This window comes from Halopseudomonas formosensis (assembly GCF_900115905.1).
Lineage (GTDB): Bacteria > Pseudomonadota > Gammaproteobacteria > Pseudomonadales > Pseudomonadaceae > Halopseudomonas > Halopseudomonas formosensis.
Genome location: NZ_FOYD01000007.1, coordinates 89,613 through 108,241, shown reverse-complemented (window position 1 = coordinate 108,241; position 18,629 = coordinate 89,613). Strand labels below are relative to the sequence as shown.

Sequence of the window (18,629 nt, the reverse complement as noted above, 5' to 3'; positions counted from 1 at the left end):
ATCACTCCCAGACATCTTCGGTCTGCACAATATGCCCATGTTCCACGTGGAACATCGACACGGGTGTATCGGTTTTCCAACATTCCCGCAGGGTAGCCAGTTCAACACAACTGATAAAAACCTGGCACTCCAGGTTTTCCAGCAGCGAGCACAGCGCCCTGCGGTGGTGTTCGTCCAGCTCTGACGGCAGATCGTCCACCAGAAAAACACAATCCTGCTGCGCGCCGTGTTGCTTCATCAGATAACCCTGAGCAATCTTCAGCGCGCAGACAACCAACTTCTGCTGCCCCCGGGACAGCACATCCACCGCATTCATACCGCGGTAACGCAACCTCAGATCAGCCCGCTGGGCCCCGGCCTGGGTATAGCCAAGCTGGGTGTCGCGCTCGAACTGCTCATCCAGCACCTGCGCCAGTGGCTTCTCCCGATCCCAGCCGCGGTAATAGCTGAGGGTGAGGTCCTCCAACGGCACCAGCTGGGCGAGGATATCCTCGAACACGGGCTTGAGCTGCTGCAGGTAAGCCTGCCGGAAAGCATCCAGCTGCTCCCCCGCTGCCACCAGCTCTATCTCCCAGGGCTGCAGCATGGAACGTTGTATTCTACCACGTCGGAGCAGGCTGTTACGCTGCTTGAGGCTTTTTTGCAAGCGTTGCCATGCCGGGAGAAACTGATGTTCCACGTGGAACACACCCCAATCCAGGTATTGTCGACGCTGTTTCGGCGCTCCTTCCAGCAACCGGAAGCTGTCCGGGTTGATCAACTGCAAGGGCAGGGCCGCAGCCAGTTCCGCAAGGCTGCGCACCTTCTGCCCATCCATACGGATCTGGTAATCGGGTTCCTTGCTGCGCGTAATCCCAACGGAATTGGTTACCCCACTGCGCTGCGCGATTTCACCGAAGACGGTGCAGGCCTGTTCGCCGTAACGTATGACCGGTTGCAGGCGGGTGCTGCGGAAGGAACGGGCCAGACCAAGCAGGTGAATGGCTTCCAGCAGGCTGGTCTTGCCGCTGCCATTGGCGCCATGGATGAGATTGATGCGGGGAGAGGGGTGTAATGTCACCGGCTGCAGATTGCGCACGCCGGTGACTGAGAGACGCTTGAGCGGCATGGCGCTCAGAGACGCATGGGCATGACGACGTAGAGGGAATCGTCCGACTCGGCTTCCTGAACCAGGGCACTGCTGTTGGCATCGGAGAGGGTGATGCGCACCTGCTCTTCACTCAATACGTTCATCACGTCCAGCAGATAACTGACGTTGAATCCGATTTCCAACGGGCTGCCGGAGTAATCCACCACTGCATCCTCTTCCGCCTCTTCCTGTTCCGGGTTGTTGGCCTGGATCTTCAGCAGCGAGTCGCTGAGCATCAGACGAATGCCACGGTACTTCTCATTGGACAGAATAGCGGTACGGCTGAAGGCATTGCGCAGGGAATGGCGATCGGCGATGACCACCTTGTCACCACCACGGGGCAGAACCCGTTCGTAGTCGGGGAACTTGCCATCAACCAGCTTGGAGGTGAAGGTGAAGTCACCGGTGGTCGCGCGGATATGATGGCTGCCCAGCACGATATTGATCAGATCATCCGCTTCCGCAAGCAGGCGGGCCAGTTCCAGAATGCCCTTGCGCGGCACGATAAGCTGGTACTTTTCCTGATAGTCGATATTGGCGTCCACGGTGCACATGGCCATGCGATGACCGTCGGTAGCGACCGCACGCAGCTGACCGGCGTTGATTTCCAGCAGCATGCCATTGAGGTAGTAGCGCACGTCCTGTTGAGCCATGGCAAAACCGGTACGCTCGATCAGACGGCGCAGCTTGTTCTGGCTGACAGCAAAACTCATGGAGCCGGCACTGTCTTCCACGTTCGGGAAATCCGCCGCCGGCAGGGTCGCCAGGGTGAAGCGGCTGCGCCCGGCCTTGACCACCGCCTTGCCTTCTTCGATGCGGAAGTTGATGCTGGCCTCATCCGGCAACGACTTGCAGATGTCCATCAGCTTGCGCGCCGGCACTGTGATCTCGCCCGCTTCGGCAGGTTCTTCCAGGGTGATCCGGCCGATCAGTTCCACTTCCAGATCCGTACCGGTCAACGACAGCGTATTTCCATCGACCACCAGGAGGACATTGGAAAGAACCGGCAGGGTCTGCCGGCGTTCGACGACACCCGCCACCAGTTGCAGGGGCTTCAACAGGGCTTCGCGCTGGATGGTAAATTGCATTGTCTTCCTTCGACCTCGTGCAGGTTGGCAATTTGCTTGGCACACACTCAGGTGGTCAGTGTCCGTAGCAGGTTCTTGTAATCTTCGCGGATATCCGCATCAGTTTCACGCAATTCTGCGATCTTTCGTGTGGCATGCAGCACAGTTGTGTGATCCCGTCCGCCAAAGGCGTCACCGATCTCCGGCAGGCTGTGGTTGGTCAGTTCCTTGGACAGCGCCATGGCAACCTGACGGGGTCTGGCCACCGAGCGCGAGCGGCGCTTGGACAGGATATCCGCCACCTTGATCTTGTAGTACTCGGCCACGGTGCGCTGGATGTTGTCGATGCTGACCAGCTTGTCCTGCAGTGCCAGCAGGTCCTTGAGTGACTCGCGGATCAGCTCGATGGTGATATCCCGGCCCATGAAGTGGGCGCTGGCGATCACCCTTTTCAGAGCACCTTCGAGTTCGCGGACGTTGGAGCGGATGCGCTGGGCAATGAAGAAGGCAGCGTCGTGGGGAAGGTCGATACGCGACTGCTCGGCCTTCTTCATCAGAATGGCTACCCGGGTTTCCAGCTCGGGCGGCTCGACCGCCACGGTCAACCCCCAGCCAAAACGGGACTTGAGGCGCTCTTCAAGGCCGTCGATTTCCTTCGGATAACGGTCACTGGTGAGGATGACCTGCTGGCCGCCTTCAAGTAAGGCATTGAAAGTATGGAAGAATTCTTCCTGTGACCGCTCTTTCTTGGCAAAGAACTGGATATCATCGATCAGCAGTGCATCCACCGAGCGGTAGTAGCGCTTGAAGTCGTTGATGGCGTTCATCTGCAGCGCCTTGACCATGTCGGCCACGAAGCGCTCGGAATGCAGATAGACGATCTTGGCCGCCGGGTTCTTCTTCAGCAGATGATTACCCACCGCATGCATGAGGTGAGTCTTGCCCAGACCCACGCCACCATAGAGGAACAGCGGGTTGTAACCGTGCCGCGGGTTGTCGGCCACCTGCCAGGCCGCAGCGCGGGCCAGCTGGTTGGATTTGCCTTCGACGAAATTCTCGAAGGTGAAGCTGCGATTGAGGTAGCTGGTGTGCTTGATCAGAGTACTGCCCTGATCGGCGCGCTGCGGCGGCTGCGGTTCGTCCTCGGCGTTGCCCTGATTGGCCGCGTCCGGCTGGAAGCCATGCCCCTGGGACACCACCGGAGCCGGTGCCGCAGGGGCAGTGTCCCCGCCCACGGCAGGCGCAGCCACCGGTGCAGTCACCGGGCTCGGGGCCGGAGCAGGGGTGCTGCGCCGGCTACCGATCACCAGGGACACGAAAGGCGCCTGTCCCTGGGACAGATCATCCAGCAGTTCCTGAATGCGATTGAGGTACTTGTCATTCACCCAATCCAGCACGAAGCGGTTCGGAGCGTACAAGCGCAGTTCCGCATGGTCGCCTTCTACCTGCAGTGGACGAATCCAGGTATTGAACTGCTGGGAAGGAAGCTCATCGCGCAAGAATTCCATGCATTGCTGCCAGAGTACAACAGACACTAATTTCCCCCGACTCCGGGTCGCGAGGGCCCGGTTCAGCTTGGTGAAAGATGGTGCAGGACGGCCAGCCTGACGGGCCTGCGAGCATCCTGCATTCTAGCCTTTCGGCCCTCACTTATCCACACGCCCGAGCATCTGCAGACCGGGTTCCCGATACCGGAACACCCGCCTGAACGCGCGTGAAAAAAGTCGCCTGAAAGCTCCCGGCCCTTGAGCCGCGCGGCTTCCTGAAATCTGTGGACAATCCCTGTATGACCCTGTTGGCAGGTCGGCGGTTTGTCTGAGGATAAATCCGGCTGTGGATATCATGCCCGCTTATCCACAAGCCCGACACAACCACGGACGGGTGATGTGAACAGAGTACCCACCGGCTTGTCCTTCCCCGATCAGCCAGCAACGGCGCACCCTGGCCGCGGTTATCCACAGAAAAACGCCTGCCTATATACATCAACATCCATAGTCTTTTAAAGATCTGTCTTTCTTTATTCCTAATTTACTCATCCCCCTTGGAAATCAAATTGACCTGAGCAGGCTTCTTCTCTAGAATCTCCGATCCCTTGAAAGGGCTTCACTGCTCTTTTGTGAATTACTCAGGTATCTGAAGATGAAAAGAACTTTCCAACCCAGCGTTTTGAAGCGTAAGCGCAACCACGGTTTCCGTGCTCGTATGGCTACCAAGAACGGTCGTGCAGTTCTGGCTCGTCGTCGCGCCAAGGGCCGTCACAAGCTGTCAGCCTAAGACCGGATTTGCAGGTGAATCTCGGGTTCACTCCTGAACACCGGCTGTTGACGCCCGCGCAGTTCAAGAGCGTATTCGATGGAGCCACCTGCAAGGCCTCTGGTTCCCATATCCTGCTGCTGGCCAGGCACAACAGCCTGGATCATCCGCGATTGGGACTGGTCATTGCCAAGAAGAATGTCCGGCGGGCCGTTGACCGCAACAAGGTAAAACGCATTGCCCGCGAGTCCTTCAGACACCACCGTGCCGAACTGGACAATCTGGATATCGTCGTCCTGGCCCGCAAGGGTCTGGGCGAGCTTGACAATGCAGCGCTGCATGTCCTGTTCCGGGACATGTGGCGCCGGCTGAACAAGGCCGCTGACAAATACCACCGCTCCAGCAATTCCGGACGCCCGTCATCCAATGCGTAATCTCGCGTTAGGACTGATCAAGGTTTACCGTTACGCTATCAGTCCGCTGATGGCCAGTCATTGTCGTTTCTACCCATCCTGTTCCTGCTATGCCCAGGAAGCCATCGAAGAACATGGCTTGCTCAAGGGTAGTCTGCTCAGTGCACGGCGCCTGTCCCGTTGTCATCCCTGGAACCCGGGTGGCTATGATCCTGTACCACTCAAGAACAACTGTTCGTCTCAGATGGCTGAATAACCATGAACATGCAAAGAAACATCCTCATCGCTGCGCTGGCTGTGATCACCTATCTGATGATCCTGCAGTGGAACAAGGATTATGTTGACCCGGTCGCCGAAGCGGCAGTCAACGGCAGCAGCCCGCAGGCCCAGACAGCGGACGTTCCTGCCCTGCCCGGTACCCCGGCCGATGCGGTGACCGACAATGGTGATGTTCCCCTGGCAGTCGAGGCGGACGGCTCGGATATTCCGGCTCTGCAACCGACCACCACAGCCTCGACCGCAAGTGGTCTGATCAGCATCGAGACCGACACCCTGCGCCTGACCATAGATCCGCGCGGTGGTGATATCGTCTCCCTGGCGCTGCCGGAGTACCCGGTGCACCAGCAGCGTCCGGATGTTCCCTTCCAGCTGCTCGAGAACAGTAGCCAGCGCACCTACATTGCCCAGAGTGGTCTGGCCGGTCGCAACGGGCCGGATGCCCGGGCCAACGGTCGTCCGCTGTACCAGGCAGAACAGACCAGCTACCAGCTGGCCGAGGGGGAGGACAACCTCGCCGTCGATCTGCGCTTCAGCGAGAACGGCGTCAACTACACCAAGCGTTTCACCTTCACCCGTGGCGATTATCTGATCAAGGTCGACTACCTGATCGACAACCAGAGCGGCGAGACCTGGAACGGCGGTCTCTACGGTCAGATCAAGCGTGATGGCAGTGGCGATCCGTCGAGCTCCACCGCTACCGGCATGGCCACCTTCCTCGGCGCCGCCTACTGGAGCGCCGATGGTTCCTACGAGAAGCTCAAGCTCAAGGACATGGACAAGGGCAACCTACGCGAGACAGTGACCGGTGGCTGGGCCGCCTGGCTGCAGCACTACTTCGTCAGCGCCTGGGTGCCCGCCGCCGATGGCCAGCACGTCTATCAGACCCGCAAGGACAGCCAGGGCAACTACCTGGTCGGTTTCGTCAGCCCCTCGGTGAACGTGTCCGCCGGTGAGCAGGCGGAGATCGGTGCCCAGTTCTACGCCGGTCCCAAGATTCAGGATCGCCTGAAGGAAATCTCCCCCGGCCTGCACCTGACCGTCGACTACGGCTTCCTGTGGTTCATCGCCCAGCCGCTGTTCTGGATTCTGAGCCTGATTCATGGTCTGGTCGGCAACTGGGGCTGGAGCATCATCCTGCTGACCATCCTGATCAAGCTGGCCTTCTTCCCCCTGTCGGCGACCAGCTATCGGTCCATGGCCAACATGCGCCGCGTCGCACCCAAGATGCAGGCGCTGCGCGAACAGTATGGCGACGATCGCCAGAAGCTGTCCCAGGGCATGATGGAGCTGTACAAGAAGGAGAAGATCAATCCGCTGGGTGGCTGCCTGCCGATCCTGGTGCAGATGCCGGTGTTCATCGCGCTGTACTGGACCCTGATGGAAAGCGTCGAGATGCGTCAGGCTCCGTGGATCGGCTGGATCACCGACCTGTCGCTGAAGGATCCGCTGTTCATCCTGCCGATCCTGATGGGCATCAGCATGTATATCCAGCAGCTGCTCAACCCGACCCCGCCGGACCCGATGCAGGCCAAGGTGATGAAGATGCTGCCGGTGATCTTCACCTTCTTCTTCCTGTGGTTCCCGGCCGGTCTGGTGCTGTACTGGGTGGTCAACAACATCCTGTCGATCGCGCAACAGTGGTACATTACCCGGCAGATCGAAGGCGCCGCGGCAAAAGACTGATCGCCCAGCCGGCATCCACGCAAACGCCCCGATTTCGGGGCGTTTTGCTGTACGCGCGCCGAGCCCGGCGCGACCGCCCGCAGTGCGGACCAGGTTTGATCCACAGGAGCCCTCAATGAGCCGCCCATATCACGCCGATACCATCGCCGCCATCGCCACGCCCCCGGGCCAGGGTGGGGTCGGCATCGTCCGGGTGTCCGGCCCGGCTGCCCTGCAGGTGGCCCAACGCATCAGCGGCATCACGCCGCGGCCGCGCCACGCCCATTACGGTGCCTTCACTGCCGCCGGGCAGGTGCTGGATCAGGGCCTGACCCTGTACTTCCCCGGCCCGCATTCCTTTACCGGCGAGGATGTGCTGGAACTGCATGGCCATGGCGGCCCGGTGGTGATGGACATGCTGCTCAAGGCCTGCCTGGACTCCGGCGTGCGCCTGGCCCGGCCCGGCGAGTTCAGCGAGCGCGCCTTTCTCAATGACAAGCTCGATCTGGCCCAGGCCGAGGCCATCGCCGACCTGATCGAGGCCAGCTCGGAACAGGCGGCCCGCAACGCGGTGCAGTCCCTGCAGGGAGCCTTCTCGCAGCGGGTACAGGCGCTCACCGAAGCCCTGATCCAGCTGCGCATTTACGTCGAGGCGGCAATCGACTTTCCGGAGGAGGAAATCGATTTTCTCGCAGACGGCCATGTCCTTTCCCAGCTGCAGCAGGTGCAGGAAGATCTGCGTCAGGTCCAGCGTGAAGCCGGTCAGGGCGCGTTGCTGCGCGATGGCATGACTGTGGTGATCGCCGGCCGGCCCAATGCCGGCAAATCCAGCCTGCTCAATGCCCTGGCCGGCAGGGACAGCGCCATCGTCACCGATATTGCCGGCACCACCCGGGATATCCTGCGCGAACATATCCACATCGATGGCATGCCCCTGCATATCATCGACACCGCCGGCCTGCGCGATACCGACGATGTGGTTGAACGCATCGGTGTCGAGCGGGCCATGGCCGCCATCGCCGACGCCGACCGCATTCTGCTGGTGGTGGACGCCAGCCAGCCGGAGGCACGCCACCCCGACAGCCTGTGGCCGGAGTTTCTGGATCAGCACCCGGACCCGGCAAAGATCACCCTGATCTACAACAAGGTGGACATCAGCGGCGAAGCCGTGGGCATGCAACAGGCCGAGGATGGCAGCGTTGTCCTGCGGCTCAGTGCCCGCAGCGGCGAGGGGGTGGAGCTGCTGCGGGAGCACCTGAAGACCTGCATGGGCTTCGAACAGACCGCCGAAAGTCTGTTCAGCGCCCGGCGCCGGCACCTGGAAGCACTGCAACAGGCCGCCGACTATCTGGATCATGGTCAGCAGCAACTGACCCTGCTCGGCGCCGGCGAGCTGCTGGCCGAGGACCTGCGCATGGCGCAACAAGCCCTGGGGGAAATAACCGGGGAATTCAGCCCGGATGATCTGCTGGGGCGGATTTTCTCCAGCTTCTGTATCGGCAAGTGACCGTGCCCGGCACGGTCACACAGGGGCAATACTGAATTCGATCTGACCGAGCGGCCCGTAATCAGCCCGATAGCTGCCCGGTTGAAAGGGTATGGCATCACCGCAGGTGCCGGTCATCAGTAATGTGCCCTCGGTAACCGGCCACTGATGGTTCTGTATCTGGTCAAGCATCCACTCCCCCGCCTCCTCTGGTCCATTCATCGAGGACAGGGCGCAGGCCTGTTGAATCAGCTGGTTATCCCGAAACAGCCGAATTGTGCTGCTTTCCATCAGCGCTTCCAATCCGGACAGCCAGGGCTGGGGTTGACCGAGCATGAACTGGTCAGCGCCGAGATTGCACAGCACCAGGTTGGCTGCCGACACATCCTCTGGCGCGGTAAAGCGCAGATGCACAAATTCCAATGCCGGAACAATCCAGCATGGCTGCCCCTGTGCATCCACGATGATCCCCAGTTCGCATTCGATGGCCGCGTGCGGCCGGTGAGCAAGCACGGCACCGCCCGGTTGTTCTCCGCTGCGGTAAAGATGCCCGAGCAGGGGCTGATCCAGCCCCAGTTTGCGTTGTATGAGTTCGTTGGTGATGCCTGCCTTGTAGCCTGCGGTGGGTCCCACCTTCCGACTCACCGCAGGTTGCCCGGCGTAGGCCTGCTCCACCGTGATGCCGGATGGAAAGCGCGGCAACGGCGAGTGCGTGGCCATGGCCTGAGCCAGTTCCGTCATGAATGCGTCGTCCATGGTCAGGCCACCACTGTACGATGGAGCTTGCGCTCGTAACCTTCATAACCGCCGTTGGCCTTGTGCAGCACGGAGCGGTTGTCCCACATGACCACCATCCCGGGTTGCCATTGATGGCTGTACTGGAACTCAGGCCGGGTCTGCCAGAGATAGAGTTCCAGCAACAGCTGTTCGGCCTCGGACTCCTCCATTCCGTCTATACCTATGATGTAACCGAGGCAACCGAACAGGCATTCCTCGCCGGTCTCCGGATGCCTGCGGATAAGCGGGTGCAGCTGGGTATCGTAGGCGGATTCGGAGGTATGGATCCTGAAGCCGCGTTGCTTGCCGCTGGCCTTCTCCTTTTCTCCATACATACCGGTCGGCGCATAGGCCAGGCGCGCCGAGTGGATGGCCTGCTTGCCCTCGATGCGTTCGCGCAGCTCCGCGGGCATTGCCTTCAACGCCGCATGCTGGTTGACGAAGTCGGTATTGCCGCCATGGGGCGGTATGACAATGCCATGCAGTATGGTGGCCGCCGGCGGGTTCTTGCCGAAGCTCCAGTCGGTGTGCCACGCATCGGCAAAGATGGGGGTGGTTTCATCCGCCGTTCGACGGATCTCGATGACATTGGGGCGGTCGTCCAGCGGCGCGATGTAGGGATCACCGGCGAAGGAGCCGAAGTACAGGCTGAAGCGTTCGAGGTCCTCGTCATCCATATTCTGGTCGGGAAAGGCGAGCACATGGTGCCTCAGCCAGGCCTCTCGAATATCCCTGATCACGCTCGGGTCCAGCTCCCGGGACAGATCCAGGCCGGATATGGTGGCGCCGCAGGCGCCCTGACTGGGTGTTATGGTAAAGGTCATTTCTTGTACTCCCGCTCGAAACTGGCGATGGAAACGGCTCGAAGACACAGCTGATGACTCGCTCGCCCTGATCATATGGGATGAAGCGCAGCCGCTCATTGGGAGTTGACGCAACAAGTGTGCATTATGTGCCACACTGCCTGAATCACGGAATGTGCTTTATGCCAATCGAATGGGCATCACCATGGACCATCGGCAGATCAACAACCTGTGGGTCAACGGCCTGCTTCAAACCTTCTCCGCTCTGGGGCTGGATGTGGCGGCCCTGTGTCGAGGGATAAAGAGCATAGAACAGGGGCGCCTGGCCCCCGGACAGCAGGTTGATCTGGTGGAAGCCCGCACCCTGTGGCACCGGGCCGTCGCCACGTCCGACTTCAGCAATCTCGGTGTGGAGGTAGGCCTGCGTCTGAGTCCCCGCTCTACCGGGCTGCTGTTCCCCCTGCTGCTGCACAGCCCGTCGATACGCACGGCGGTGGAGCTGCTGGTGCGATATCAGATGCTGATCAGTCAGAATGGCCTCTTTCGGGTCAACGATATCAACAGCAGCAACAGCCTGCTGTGCACCTACGTCCCGGCTCGGTCCTCCGTGGCGGTGCACCCGCAACATTCGCTTTCCGTTATCACTGCCGCTCTGAAGACCCTGGGTTCGATCTCGTCGCGCAGGATCCGGGCTTCACTTTGCCTGCCGGCGGGTCTTGATGCCGAGGGGATATCCGCTTTGCTGCAATGCCCGGTACAGGCCGCTGGCGAACTCTACATCCTGGAATTGGCGTGCGAAGGCATGGACGAGCCTATAGCCGGGCGCGACGAGCATCTGTATCAACTGACGCTGGGATACGCCGAAGGTCTGCTGCGTGCGCAGAATGCAGGCCAGGGATTTCTCGATCAGATCAAGCACCATATGGACGGCGAGCAGCTGGTGCAGACGGACATAGATACCGTCGCCGCAGCGGTGGGGGTGACCCGGCGTACCCTGCAACGCCATCTCGATGATCAGGGCACCAGCTTTCGCAAACTCAAGGAAGGCCTGCTCAAGGAGAGGGCACTGGAGCTGCTGGTGGCAAGAAACCTGCCCATCGCCCACATAGCCGAAGCCCTCGGTTATGCCGATGTCAGTACCTTCCATCGAGCCTTCAAGGCCTGGTTCGGTGTTACCCCCCGACAATTCAAGAGCCAGATCGGCAGTTGATACCGGCTTCTTCGCGCCGGCCTTGGATGCCCCAGTGTCCTTTTTCGACCTCCCTGAGCCCTGTGGACAAACGCCCCTCAACCCTGACCATAACCGGAGGCAGAAGACTGTGGAGAAATCCGCTGTGGATAAGCCGGCTGGTTATGCACAGCATGCGCCGGGGTATCCACACGGCCTGTGCGCAGGCAGAACACAGGGTTATGCTTTTGGCAACCGACTGTATTATCTGGGGTTTTCAGGTTTATCCACAGAAAAGTGGCTGACCATATACAACATCAGTATCTATCTTTTTAAATCTCTGTTCTTTCTATTTCTATTAACAGGCCGGATTCCGGGTCCTGGGTGGGCTGGTCAAAAAATGGTCAGCGGCTGCTGCAATTTTTTCGCTCTGCGCCTATAATCAGCCCCTTTTCCCGATCGTCCGGCCAGCGTCCGGACAACGAGGTGCGTGTTGGATTTTCCGGATCGTTTTGACGTGATTGTGGTAGGTGGCGGCCATGCGGGTACCGAGGCCGCATTGGCGGCTGCCCGCATGGGGGTCCGAACCCTGCTGCTCAGCCATAATGTCGAGACCCTGGGGCAGATGAGCTGCAACCCGGCCATCGGCGGCATCGGCAAGAGCCATCTGGTCAAGGAAGTGGACGCCCTGGGCGGCGCCATGGCCCGCGCTACCGACCGTGCCGGCATCCAGTTCCGCGTGCTCAACAGCCGCAAGGGGCCTGCGGTGCGAGCCACCCGCGCCCAGGCTGACCGGGTGCTGTACAAGGCCGCCATCCGCTACATGCTGGAAAACCAGCCGAATCTGTGGATATTCCAGCAAGCCTGCGACGATCTGATTGTCGAACAGGACCAGGTCCGCGGTGTGGTTACCCAGATGGGCCTGCGGTTTCTGGCCGATAACGTGGTACTGACCACAGGCACCTTCCTCGGTGGCCAGATCCATATCGGACTGGACAACTACTCCGGTGGCCGCGCCGGTGATCCACCGGCCATCGCACTGGCCCGTCGCCTGCGTGAACTGCCCCTGCGGGTGGACCGGCTGAAGACCGGCACCCCACCGCGGATCGACGGTCGCACCGTGGACTTCTCGAAGATGACTCCCCAGCCGGGCGATACGCCGATTCCGGTGATGTCCTTCCTCGGCAGCGTCGAGGAGCATCCCGAGCAGGTCAACTGCTGGATCACCCATACCAACGAGCGCACCCACGACATCATCCGCAACAACCTGGATCGCTCGCCGATGTACACCGGGGTGATCGAGGGTGTGGGTCCGCGTTACTGTCCGTCGATCGAGGACAAGATCCACCGTTTCGCCGACAAGGATTCGCACCAGGTCTTCATCGAGCCGGAGGGTCTGACCACCCACGAGCTGTACCCCAACGGCATATCCACCTCGCTGCCCTTCGATGTGCAGCTGGAGCTGGTGCGCTCGATCCGCGGTATGGAAAACGCCCATATCCTGCGCCCGGGCTATGCCATCGAATATGACTACTTCAACCCCCAGGACCTGAAGTATTCGCTGGAAACCAAGGTCATCGGCGGGCTGTTCTTCGCCGGGCAGATCAACGGCACCACGGGCTATGAGGAGGCCGCAGCCCAGGGACTGCTGGCCGGACTGAACGCAGCACGCCGCGCCCGGGATCTGGAAAGCTGGTGCCCGTGCCGGGATGAGGCCTACATCGGGGTACTGGTGGACGACCTGATTACCATGGGCACCCGCGAGCCTTACCGCATGTTCACCTCCCGCGCCGAGTACCGTCTGGTCCTGCGCGAGGACAATGCCGACCTGCGTCTGACCGAAAAGGGGCGCGAACTCGGCCTGGTGGATGATGAGCGCTGGGCGGTGTTCAATGCCAAGCGCGAAGCCATAGCCGCTGAAACCCAGCGGCTGGCAAGTACCTGGGTGCAGCCCGGCAGCGAGGTCAGCCAGGCCTTTGCCGAACGCTTCAACACCCCGCTGACCCGTGAGTACAGCCTGCTGGATCTGCTGCGCCGCCCGGAGGTGGATTACCGCACCCTGACCGAGTTGACCGGCAGCGTGGATATTCCCGCCGATGCCGCCGAACAGGTGGAGATCCAGACCCAGTACGCCGGTTACATCGAGCGTCAGCAGGATGAGATCGCCCGGCTGCGTCAGCACGAGGAAACCCGCCTGCCGGAGGATCTGGATTACGCCGCGCTCAATGGCCTGTCCAAGGAAATCAGCCAGAAACTGGCCAGTATCCGTCCCCAGACCCTGGGTCAGGCATCACGGGTGCCCGGCGTTACCCCAGCCGCTATCAGTCTGTTGCTCATCCATCTGAAGAAGCGCAATGCGCTCAATGATGGCAAATTGTCCCGGGAGGCTTGAGGTTGATGGTCGATCACGCACGGCAGCTGTCGCGCGGCGCTGAGCAGATGGGCATTGCCCTGAGTGAGCACCAGGCCGAGCAGCTGCTGGCCTACATGGCGCTGCTGAACAAATGGAACAAGGCATACAACCTGACGGCAGTGCGTGATCCCAACGAGATGGTCAGTCGCCACCTGCTCGACAGTCTCAGCGTGTTGCCCCATGTAGAGCAGGGGCGCTGGCTGGACGTGGGCAGCGGCGGCGGCATGCCCGGGGTGATACTGGCGATCATGCTGCCGGACAGCGATTTCACCCTGCTCGACAGCAATGGCAAGAAGACCCGCTTCCTCACCCAGGTCAGGCTGGAGCTGGGTCTGGACAACATGCAGGTGGTCAACAGCCGGGTGGAAGCCTTTTCCCCAGATCGGCCTTTTGACGGTATAGTGTCCCGAGCATTCAGCTCGTTGGCCGACTTCACCGAACTGACCCGGCATCTGAGCACACCGCAGACCCGGTGGCTGGCGATGAAGGGGCTGTATCCGCAGGATGAACTGCAGGCGCTGGCCGACGATTTCCGTGTGCAGCGCAGTATCGAGTTGTCGGTACCGGGCAGTGATGCCAGCCGGCATCTGCTGGTTCTGCAACGGACGGCGTAAGGTAAACCGAGAGGAGATTCCTGTGGGCAAGGTACTGGCTATTGCCAACCAGAAGGGCGGCGTCGGCAAGACGACCACCACGGTGAATCTGGCCGCCTCGCTGGCGGCAACCAAGCGCAAGGTGCTGCTCATCGATCTGGATCCCCAGGGCAATGCGACCATGGGCAGCGGTGTGGACAAGTCCCAGCTGGAACGCTCGGTCTATGACGTACTGACCGACCGCTGCACCCTGGCCGATGCGCTGCAGACCAGCGAAGCCGGCGGTTATGCGCTGCTGCCGGCCAATGCCGATCTCACTGCAGCCGAGGTCGAGCTGCTGGAGATGAAGATGAAGGAGAGTCGGCTGCGCTATGCCCTGGCCGGGGTCCGCGAGAATTACGACTTCATCCTCATCGACTGCCCGCCGTCACTCAACATGCTCACCGTCAATGGCCTGGTGGCCGCCGACGGGGTGATCATTCCCATGCAGTGCGAGTACTACGCGCTGGAAGGACTTTCGGCGCTGGTCACCACCATCCAGCGCATCGGCTCGGTGCTCAATCCGAACCTGAAGATCGAGGGGCTGCTGCGGACCATGTATGATCCGCGCAACAGCCTGACCCGGGAAGTGTCCGAGCAGCTGAGCGAGCATTTCGGGGACCGACTGTACCAGACGGTCATCCCGCGCAACGTGCGTCTGGCCGAGGCACCCAGCTACGGGCTGCCGGTGCTGGCCTACGACAAGCAGTCCCGCGGTGCCGTGGCCTATCTGGCTCTGGCCGGGGAGCTGGTACGGCGCACGCGCAAGGCAGCCAGTGAGGCGGCCGGTTGAACAATCCACTCTTTTGGTAAAGGACAGCACAGGCATGGCGGTCAAGAAACGCGGCTTGGGACGGGGGCTGGATGCACTCTTGGGGCAGACCGGCGTCAACGCGACTTCCAACGACGGCGCTCAGGATCAACAACTGCGTGAGCTTCCGGTTGATCTGATCCAGCGTGGCAAATATCAGCCCCGGCGGGACATGGATCCCCAGGCGCTGGAGGAGCTGGCCAGCTCGATCAAGGCCCAGGGCGTGATGCAGCCGATCGTGGTCCGACCCATTGCCGATGATCGTTATGAAATCATTGCCGGCGAGCGACGCTGGCGTGCCTCCCAGCAGGCCGGGCTGGACCGCATCCCGGCCGTGATCCGGGAAGTGCCCGACGAAGCCGCGATCGCCATGGCGCTGATCGAGAATATCCAGCGCGAGGACCTCAACCCCATCGAAGAGGCCCTGGCGCTGCAACGCCTGCAGCAGGAATTCGAACTGACCCAGCAGCAGGTAGCCGATGCGGTGGGCAAATCCCGCGTCACCATCACCAACCTGCTGCGGCTGATGTCCCTGGCCGACGACGTCAAGGTCATGCTCGAGCGCGGCGATATCGAGATGGGCCATGCCCGTGCCCTGCTCGGCCTGCCCACCGAACAGCAGAGTGAGGCAGCGCGCCAGGTGGTGGCCCGCGGCCTGACCGTGCGGCAGACCGAAGCACTGGTGCGCCAGTGGCTGAACCCGCGCCGTGAATCGGGTCCTGCGCGCAGCAATCCGGACATCGAGCGCCTGCAGCAGGATCTGGCCGAGCGCATCGGCGCCGAAGTGAAGATCCAGCACGGTGCCAAAGGCAAGGGCAAACTGGTGATCAGCTACAACTCGCTGGACGAACTTGACGGCGTGCTCATGCACATCAAGTAACAACTGCGACATTGCAGCGCACCACGTAAATCAACAGCTGTAGTTGAATCGACTACGTAATGCACCTATACTCCTCGCGCTATTTTGGCTGGGCAAAATGCATCAGTCTGTTGCACAGAGTGCGCGGTTGAGCAGGTCGCAATGATGAGGGGCAGCATGGTCGTAAAGACGCCCAACAAGGCTCCCTTTCACCGAACTCCCGCGTTCCCGGTCTTGATGTTGCAACTGGTAGTGACACTTGGGGTAGCGCTCGTCCTGTGGCTTTTCCAGGGCTTGGTAGCAGGCTACTCGGGTTTGTTGGGAGGACTTGTGGCGCTCATCCCCAACAGCTATTTCGCCTTCCGGGTGTTCCGTTACAGCGGAGCCCGTTCGGCCCGCGCCATCGTCGGGGAGTTTTACTCCGGCGAGGCAGGCAAACTGATATTGACGGCTGTACTGTTCATTACGGTATGGCTTGCAGTGGAACCGCTCAACGTGGCTGCCGTGTTCGGCAGTTACCTGGCGGTGCTGGCAACAGGGGCCAGCGCACTGCTGATCGTCAGGGGCTTTCCAAAGCATTAGGTCTGAGGCAAATATGGCAACTACATCCGCTGAATACATTCAGCACCACTTGCAGAACCTGACCTTCGGTAAACTGCCGGCAGGTTATCAACGTGCCGACGGCAGCATCGTCGAAGAGGCGACCTGGACACTGGCCCGTACCAGTTCCGAGGCAGCCGACATGGGCTTCATGGCGGTTCATGTGGACACCCTGGGCTGGTCGATCTTCATGGGACTGATCTTCCTCGGGCTGTTCCGCTTCGTTGCCAAGCGCGCCACCGTCGATACCCCCAGCGGTCTGCAGAATTTTGTCGAGATCGTCGTCGAATTCGTCCAGGGTATCGTCAAGGACACCTTCCATGGTCGCAATCCGCTGATTGCACCCCTGGCCCTGACCATCTTCGTCTGGATCTTCCTGATGAACTCGCTGAAGTGGATCCCGGTGGACTACATCCCGGGCATCGGCATGGCGCTGGGTCTGGACTACTTCAAGATAGTGCCCACCACTGATCCCAATGCCACCTTCGGCATGTCGATCGCGGTGTTCGCACTCATCATCTACTACAGCATCAAGATCAAGGGTGTGGGCGGCTTCACCCGCGAGCTGACCCTGACTCCGTTCAACCACTGGGCGCTGATTCCGTTCAACCTGTTCCTGGAAGTGCTGGGTCTGCTGACCAAGCCGCTGAGTCTGGCGCTGCGTCTGTTCGGTAACATGTATGCCGGCGAAGTGGTGTTCATCCTGATTGCACTGCTGCCCTTCTACGTGCAATGGGTACTCAATGTGCCCTGGGCAATCTTCCATATTCTGGTAATTCCGCTGCAGGCCTTCATCTTCATGGTGCTGACTGTGGTGTATTTGAGTGCTGCCCATGAGGACAATCATTAAGCAGCCGCGAGCCCTTGTTCAACCAACTTGAACTACAACCTTTGATCTCTAGGAGTAATTATGGAACTCGTTATCATCGCAGCCTCTATCATGATCGGTCTGGGCGCTCTGGGTACCGGTATCGGCTTCGCCATCCTGGGCGGCAAGCTGCTGGAATCCACTGCCCGTCAGCCTGAGCTGGCTCCGCAACTGCAAACCAAGACCTTCCTGATGGCCGGTCTGCTCGACGCCGTGCCGATGATCGGCGTTGGTATCGCGATGTACCTGATCTTCGTTGTAGCACCTGGCGTTGCCGGTTAATTCCTGACTGGTAACGATGAACGGCAGGACAATGGTCCTGCCGTGTCGATCTTGTCCTCCAGGACTCAACGAAATAGCACGAGGTAAATCGCTGTGAATATTAATCTGACGCTGTTTGGTCAAACGATTGCCTTCGCTATTTTTATCTGGTTTACCATGAAGTTCGTATGGCCGCCGGTAACCCGCGCCATGCAGGAACGCCAGAAAAAAATCGCCGAAGGCCTGGATGCGGCTGGCCGCGCCCAGCGTGACCTGAGCCTGGCTCAGGAAAAAGCTACCCAGACCCTGCGTGAGACCAAGGAACAGGCTGCTCAGATCCTCGAGCAGGCCAACAAGAGTGCCAACCTCATCATCGAGGAAGCCAAAGAGCAGGCACGTTCCGAAGGTGAACGTCTGATTGCAGCTGCCAAGGCTGAAATCGAACAGGAAATGAACCGCGCCAAGGATCAGCTGCGCGCCCAGGTTGCCGCGCTGGCCGTCAAGGGTGCCGAACAGATCCTGGAGTCCGAAGTGGACTCTGCGGCCCACAGTGAGCTGGTCAACAAACTGGCCTCACAACTCTAAGCGAGGCGAGCATGGCTACTATCACTACGCTGGCTCGGCCTTATGCAAAAGCGGCTTTCGAGTTTGCTACTTCTGCTGCTGCGCTGGATGCCTGGTCGGGCATGCTGGCTCTGACAGCCGCCGTAGCCGCCGATCCGGTTTTTGTCGAGAGAATGCGTGACCCGTCCCTGACTCGGGAACGCAAGGCCGATGATCTGCTCATGGTATGCGAAGGCAGCGTTACTCCGGAGTTCGGAAACTTCATCCGTACCCTGGCCGATAACGACCGTCTGCTCCTGATCCCGGACATCGCCGAGCTCTTTGAGCAGTACAAGGCGGAACACGATCGCAGTATCTCAGTCGAGGTGGAGTCCGCCTTCGAGCTGACTGACGATCAACAGAAAACGCTGGCAACCGCTTTATCCAAGCGGTTAGACCGCACAGTAACTCCTCATGTGACCATCAATCCGTCCCTTATCGGCGGTGTGTTGATTCGTGCGGGTGACCTGGTCATCGACGGTTCGGTCCGCGGCAAGCTTGCCAAGCTGGCCGAGGCGTTGAAATCCTGATTTGAGGGACATGGC

At 60.4% G+C, this 18,629-nt stretch carries 20 protein-coding genes; 15 read left to right on the top strand and 5 right to left on the bottom strand.

Annotation, left to right across the window (positions count from 1 at the left end; translation table 11 throughout):
• Window position 1: 1 nt before the first annotated feature.
• Genes recF through dnaA form a run of 3 tightly spaced genes read right to left on the bottom strand, consistent with a single transcriptional unit; the run spans window position 2 to window position 3,731 of the window.
• Window positions 2–1,108: a DNA replication/repair protein RecF gene (recF, locus tag BM046_RS11105; RefSeq protein ID WP_090539477.1), complete on the bottom strand. Its 1,107-nt coding sequence runs from the start codon at window positions 1,106–1,108 to the stop codon at window positions 2–4.
• A 5-nt stretch (window positions 1,109–1,113) separates the two neighbouring features.
• The gene (dnaN, locus tag BM046_RS11100) at window positions 1,114–2,217 is read right to left on the bottom strand and encodes a DNA polymerase III subunit beta (protein WP_090539475.1); all 1,104 of its coding nucleotides are present in this window, start codon (window positions 2,215–2,217) and stop codon (window positions 1,114–1,116) included.
• A 47-nt stretch (window positions 2,218–2,264) separates the two neighbouring features.
• Complete coding sequence (gene dnaA, locus BM046_RS11095; protein ID WP_090539473.1) at window positions 2,265–3,731, bottom strand: chromosomal replication initiator protein DnaA; 1,467 nt, start codon at window positions 3,729–3,731, stop codon at window positions 2,265–2,267.
• A 604-nt stretch (window positions 3,732–4,335) separates the two neighbouring features.
• On the opposite strand from dnaA, the gene rpmH reads away from it, so the two are divergent.
• The 5 genes from rpmH to mnmE all read left to right on the top strand — a co-directional run bounded on the left by rpmH (window position 4,336) and on the right by mnmE (window position 8,310).
• Window positions 4,336–4,470 (top strand): 50S ribosomal protein L34, encoded by a 135-nt coding sequence (rpmH, locus tag BM046_RS11090; RefSeq protein WP_074779021.1) that lies wholly within the window; start codon window positions 4,336–4,338, stop codon window positions 4,468–4,470.
• Between the two features lie 14 nt (window positions 4,471–4,484).
• Window positions 4,485–4,883, top strand: a complete 399-nt coding sequence (gene rnpA / locus BM046_RS11085) for a ribonuclease P protein component (RefSeq protein ID WP_090539472.1) — start codon at window positions 4,485–4,487, stop codon at window positions 4,881–4,883.
• Entirely contained in the window at window positions 4,876–5,118 is a 243-nt protein-coding gene (yidD, locus tag BM046_RS11080) for a membrane protein insertion efficiency factor YidD (protein WP_090539470.1), read from the top strand. The genes rnpA and yidD overlap by 8 nt, the downstream gene beginning before the upstream one ends.
• Before the next feature lie 2 nt (window positions 5,119–5,120).
• Window positions 5,121–6,824 carry a membrane protein insertase YidC gene (gene yidC / locus BM046_RS11075; protein ID WP_090539468.1) on the top strand — a complete coding sequence of 568 codons (1,704 nt, stop codon included), beginning with the start codon at window positions 5,121–5,123 and terminating at the stop codon, window positions 6,822–6,824.
• A gap of 115 nt (window positions 6,825–6,939) precedes the next feature.
• The gene (gene mnmE, locus BM046_RS11070) at window positions 6,940–8,310 is read left to right on the top strand and encodes a tRNA uridine-5-carboxymethylaminomethyl(34) synthesis GTPase MnmE (RefSeq protein WP_090539466.1); all 1,371 of its coding nucleotides are present in this window, start codon (window positions 6,940–6,942) and stop codon (window positions 8,308–8,310) included.
• Between the two features lie 15 nt (window positions 8,311–8,325).
• On the opposite strand, the gene BM046_RS11065 is transcribed toward mnmE, so the two are convergent.
• Together BM046_RS11065 and BM046_RS11060 are read right to left on the bottom strand one after the other, a co-directional pair.
• Window positions 8,326–9,045: a hypothetical protein gene (locus BM046_RS11065; protein ID WP_090539464.1), complete on the bottom strand. Its 720-nt coding sequence runs from the start codon at window positions 9,043–9,045 to the stop codon at window positions 8,326–8,328.
• 2 nt (window positions 9,046–9,047) lie between these two features.
• Window positions 9,048–9,890, bottom strand: coding sequence for a TauD/TfdA dioxygenase family protein (locus BM046_RS11060; protein ID WP_090539462.1), 843 nt, complete (start codon window positions 9,888–9,890; stop codon window positions 9,048–9,050).
• Between the two features lie 184 nt (window positions 9,891–10,074).
• Between BM046_RS11060 and BM046_RS11055 the strand changes: the two genes are divergently transcribed.
• The 10 genes from BM046_RS11055 (at window position 10,075) to BM046_RS11010 (ending at window position 18,614) form a co-directional block, all read left to right on the top strand.
• On the top strand, window positions 10,075–11,079 hold the full coding sequence (locus BM046_RS11055) for an AraC family transcriptional regulator (RefSeq protein ID WP_177197846.1): 1,005 nt from the start codon (window positions 10,075–10,077) through the stop codon (window positions 11,077–11,079).
• A 451-nt stretch (window positions 11,080–11,530) separates the two neighbouring features.
• On the top strand, window positions 11,531–13,429 hold the full coding sequence (mnmG, locus tag BM046_RS11050) for a tRNA uridine-5-carboxymethylaminomethyl(34) synthesis enzyme MnmG (protein ID WP_090539459.1): 1,899 nt from the start codon (window positions 11,531–11,533) through the stop codon (window positions 13,427–13,429).
• A gap of 5 nt (window positions 13,430–13,434) precedes the next feature.
• Window positions 13,435–14,064: a 16S rRNA (guanine(527)-N(7))-methyltransferase RsmG gene (gene rsmG / locus BM046_RS11045; RefSeq protein ID WP_090539598.1), complete on the top strand. Its 630-nt coding sequence runs from the start codon at window positions 13,435–13,437 to the stop codon at window positions 14,062–14,064.
• Window positions 14,065–14,086: 22 nt separating this feature from the next.
• Window positions 14,087–14,875 (top strand): ParA family protein, encoded by a 789-nt coding sequence (locus BM046_RS11040; RefSeq protein ID WP_090539457.1) that lies wholly within the window; start codon window positions 14,087–14,089, stop codon window positions 14,873–14,875.
• Between the two features lie 34 nt (window positions 14,876–14,909).
• A complete protein-coding gene (locus BM046_RS11035) occupies window positions 14,910–15,773 on the top strand; it encodes a ParB/RepB/Spo0J family partition protein (protein ID WP_090539455.1) in 864 nt (287 codons plus the stop codon).
• 156 nt (window positions 15,774–15,929) lie between these two features.
• Window positions 15,930–16,334, top strand: coding sequence for a F0F1 ATP synthase subunit I (locus tag BM046_RS11030; protein WP_090539596.1), 405 nt, complete (start codon window positions 15,930–15,932; stop codon window positions 16,332–16,334).
• A 13-nt stretch (window positions 16,335–16,347) separates the two neighbouring features.
• Window positions 16,348–17,202, top strand: coding sequence for a F0F1 ATP synthase subunit A (gene atpB, locus BM046_RS11025; RefSeq protein WP_090539453.1), 855 nt, complete (start codon window positions 16,348–16,350; stop codon window positions 17,200–17,202).
• A gap of 60 nt (window positions 17,203–17,262) precedes the next feature.
• On the top strand, window positions 17,263–17,502 hold the full coding sequence (gene atpE / locus BM046_RS11020; protein ID WP_044499327.1) for a F0F1 ATP synthase subunit C: 240 nt from the start codon (window positions 17,263–17,265) through the stop codon (window positions 17,500–17,502).
• A 93-nt stretch (window positions 17,503–17,595) separates the two neighbouring features.
• On the top strand, window positions 17,596–18,066 hold the full coding sequence (locus BM046_RS11015) for a F0F1 ATP synthase subunit B (RefSeq protein ID WP_090539450.1): 471 nt from the start codon (window positions 17,596–17,598) through the stop codon (window positions 18,064–18,066).
• 11 nt (window positions 18,067–18,077) lie between these two features.
• Window positions 18,078–18,614 (top strand): F0F1 ATP synthase subunit delta, encoded by a 537-nt coding sequence (locus BM046_RS11010; protein ID WP_090539447.1) that lies wholly within the window; start codon window positions 18,078–18,080, stop codon window positions 18,612–18,614.
• Window positions 18,615–18,629 lie beyond the last annotated feature (15 nt).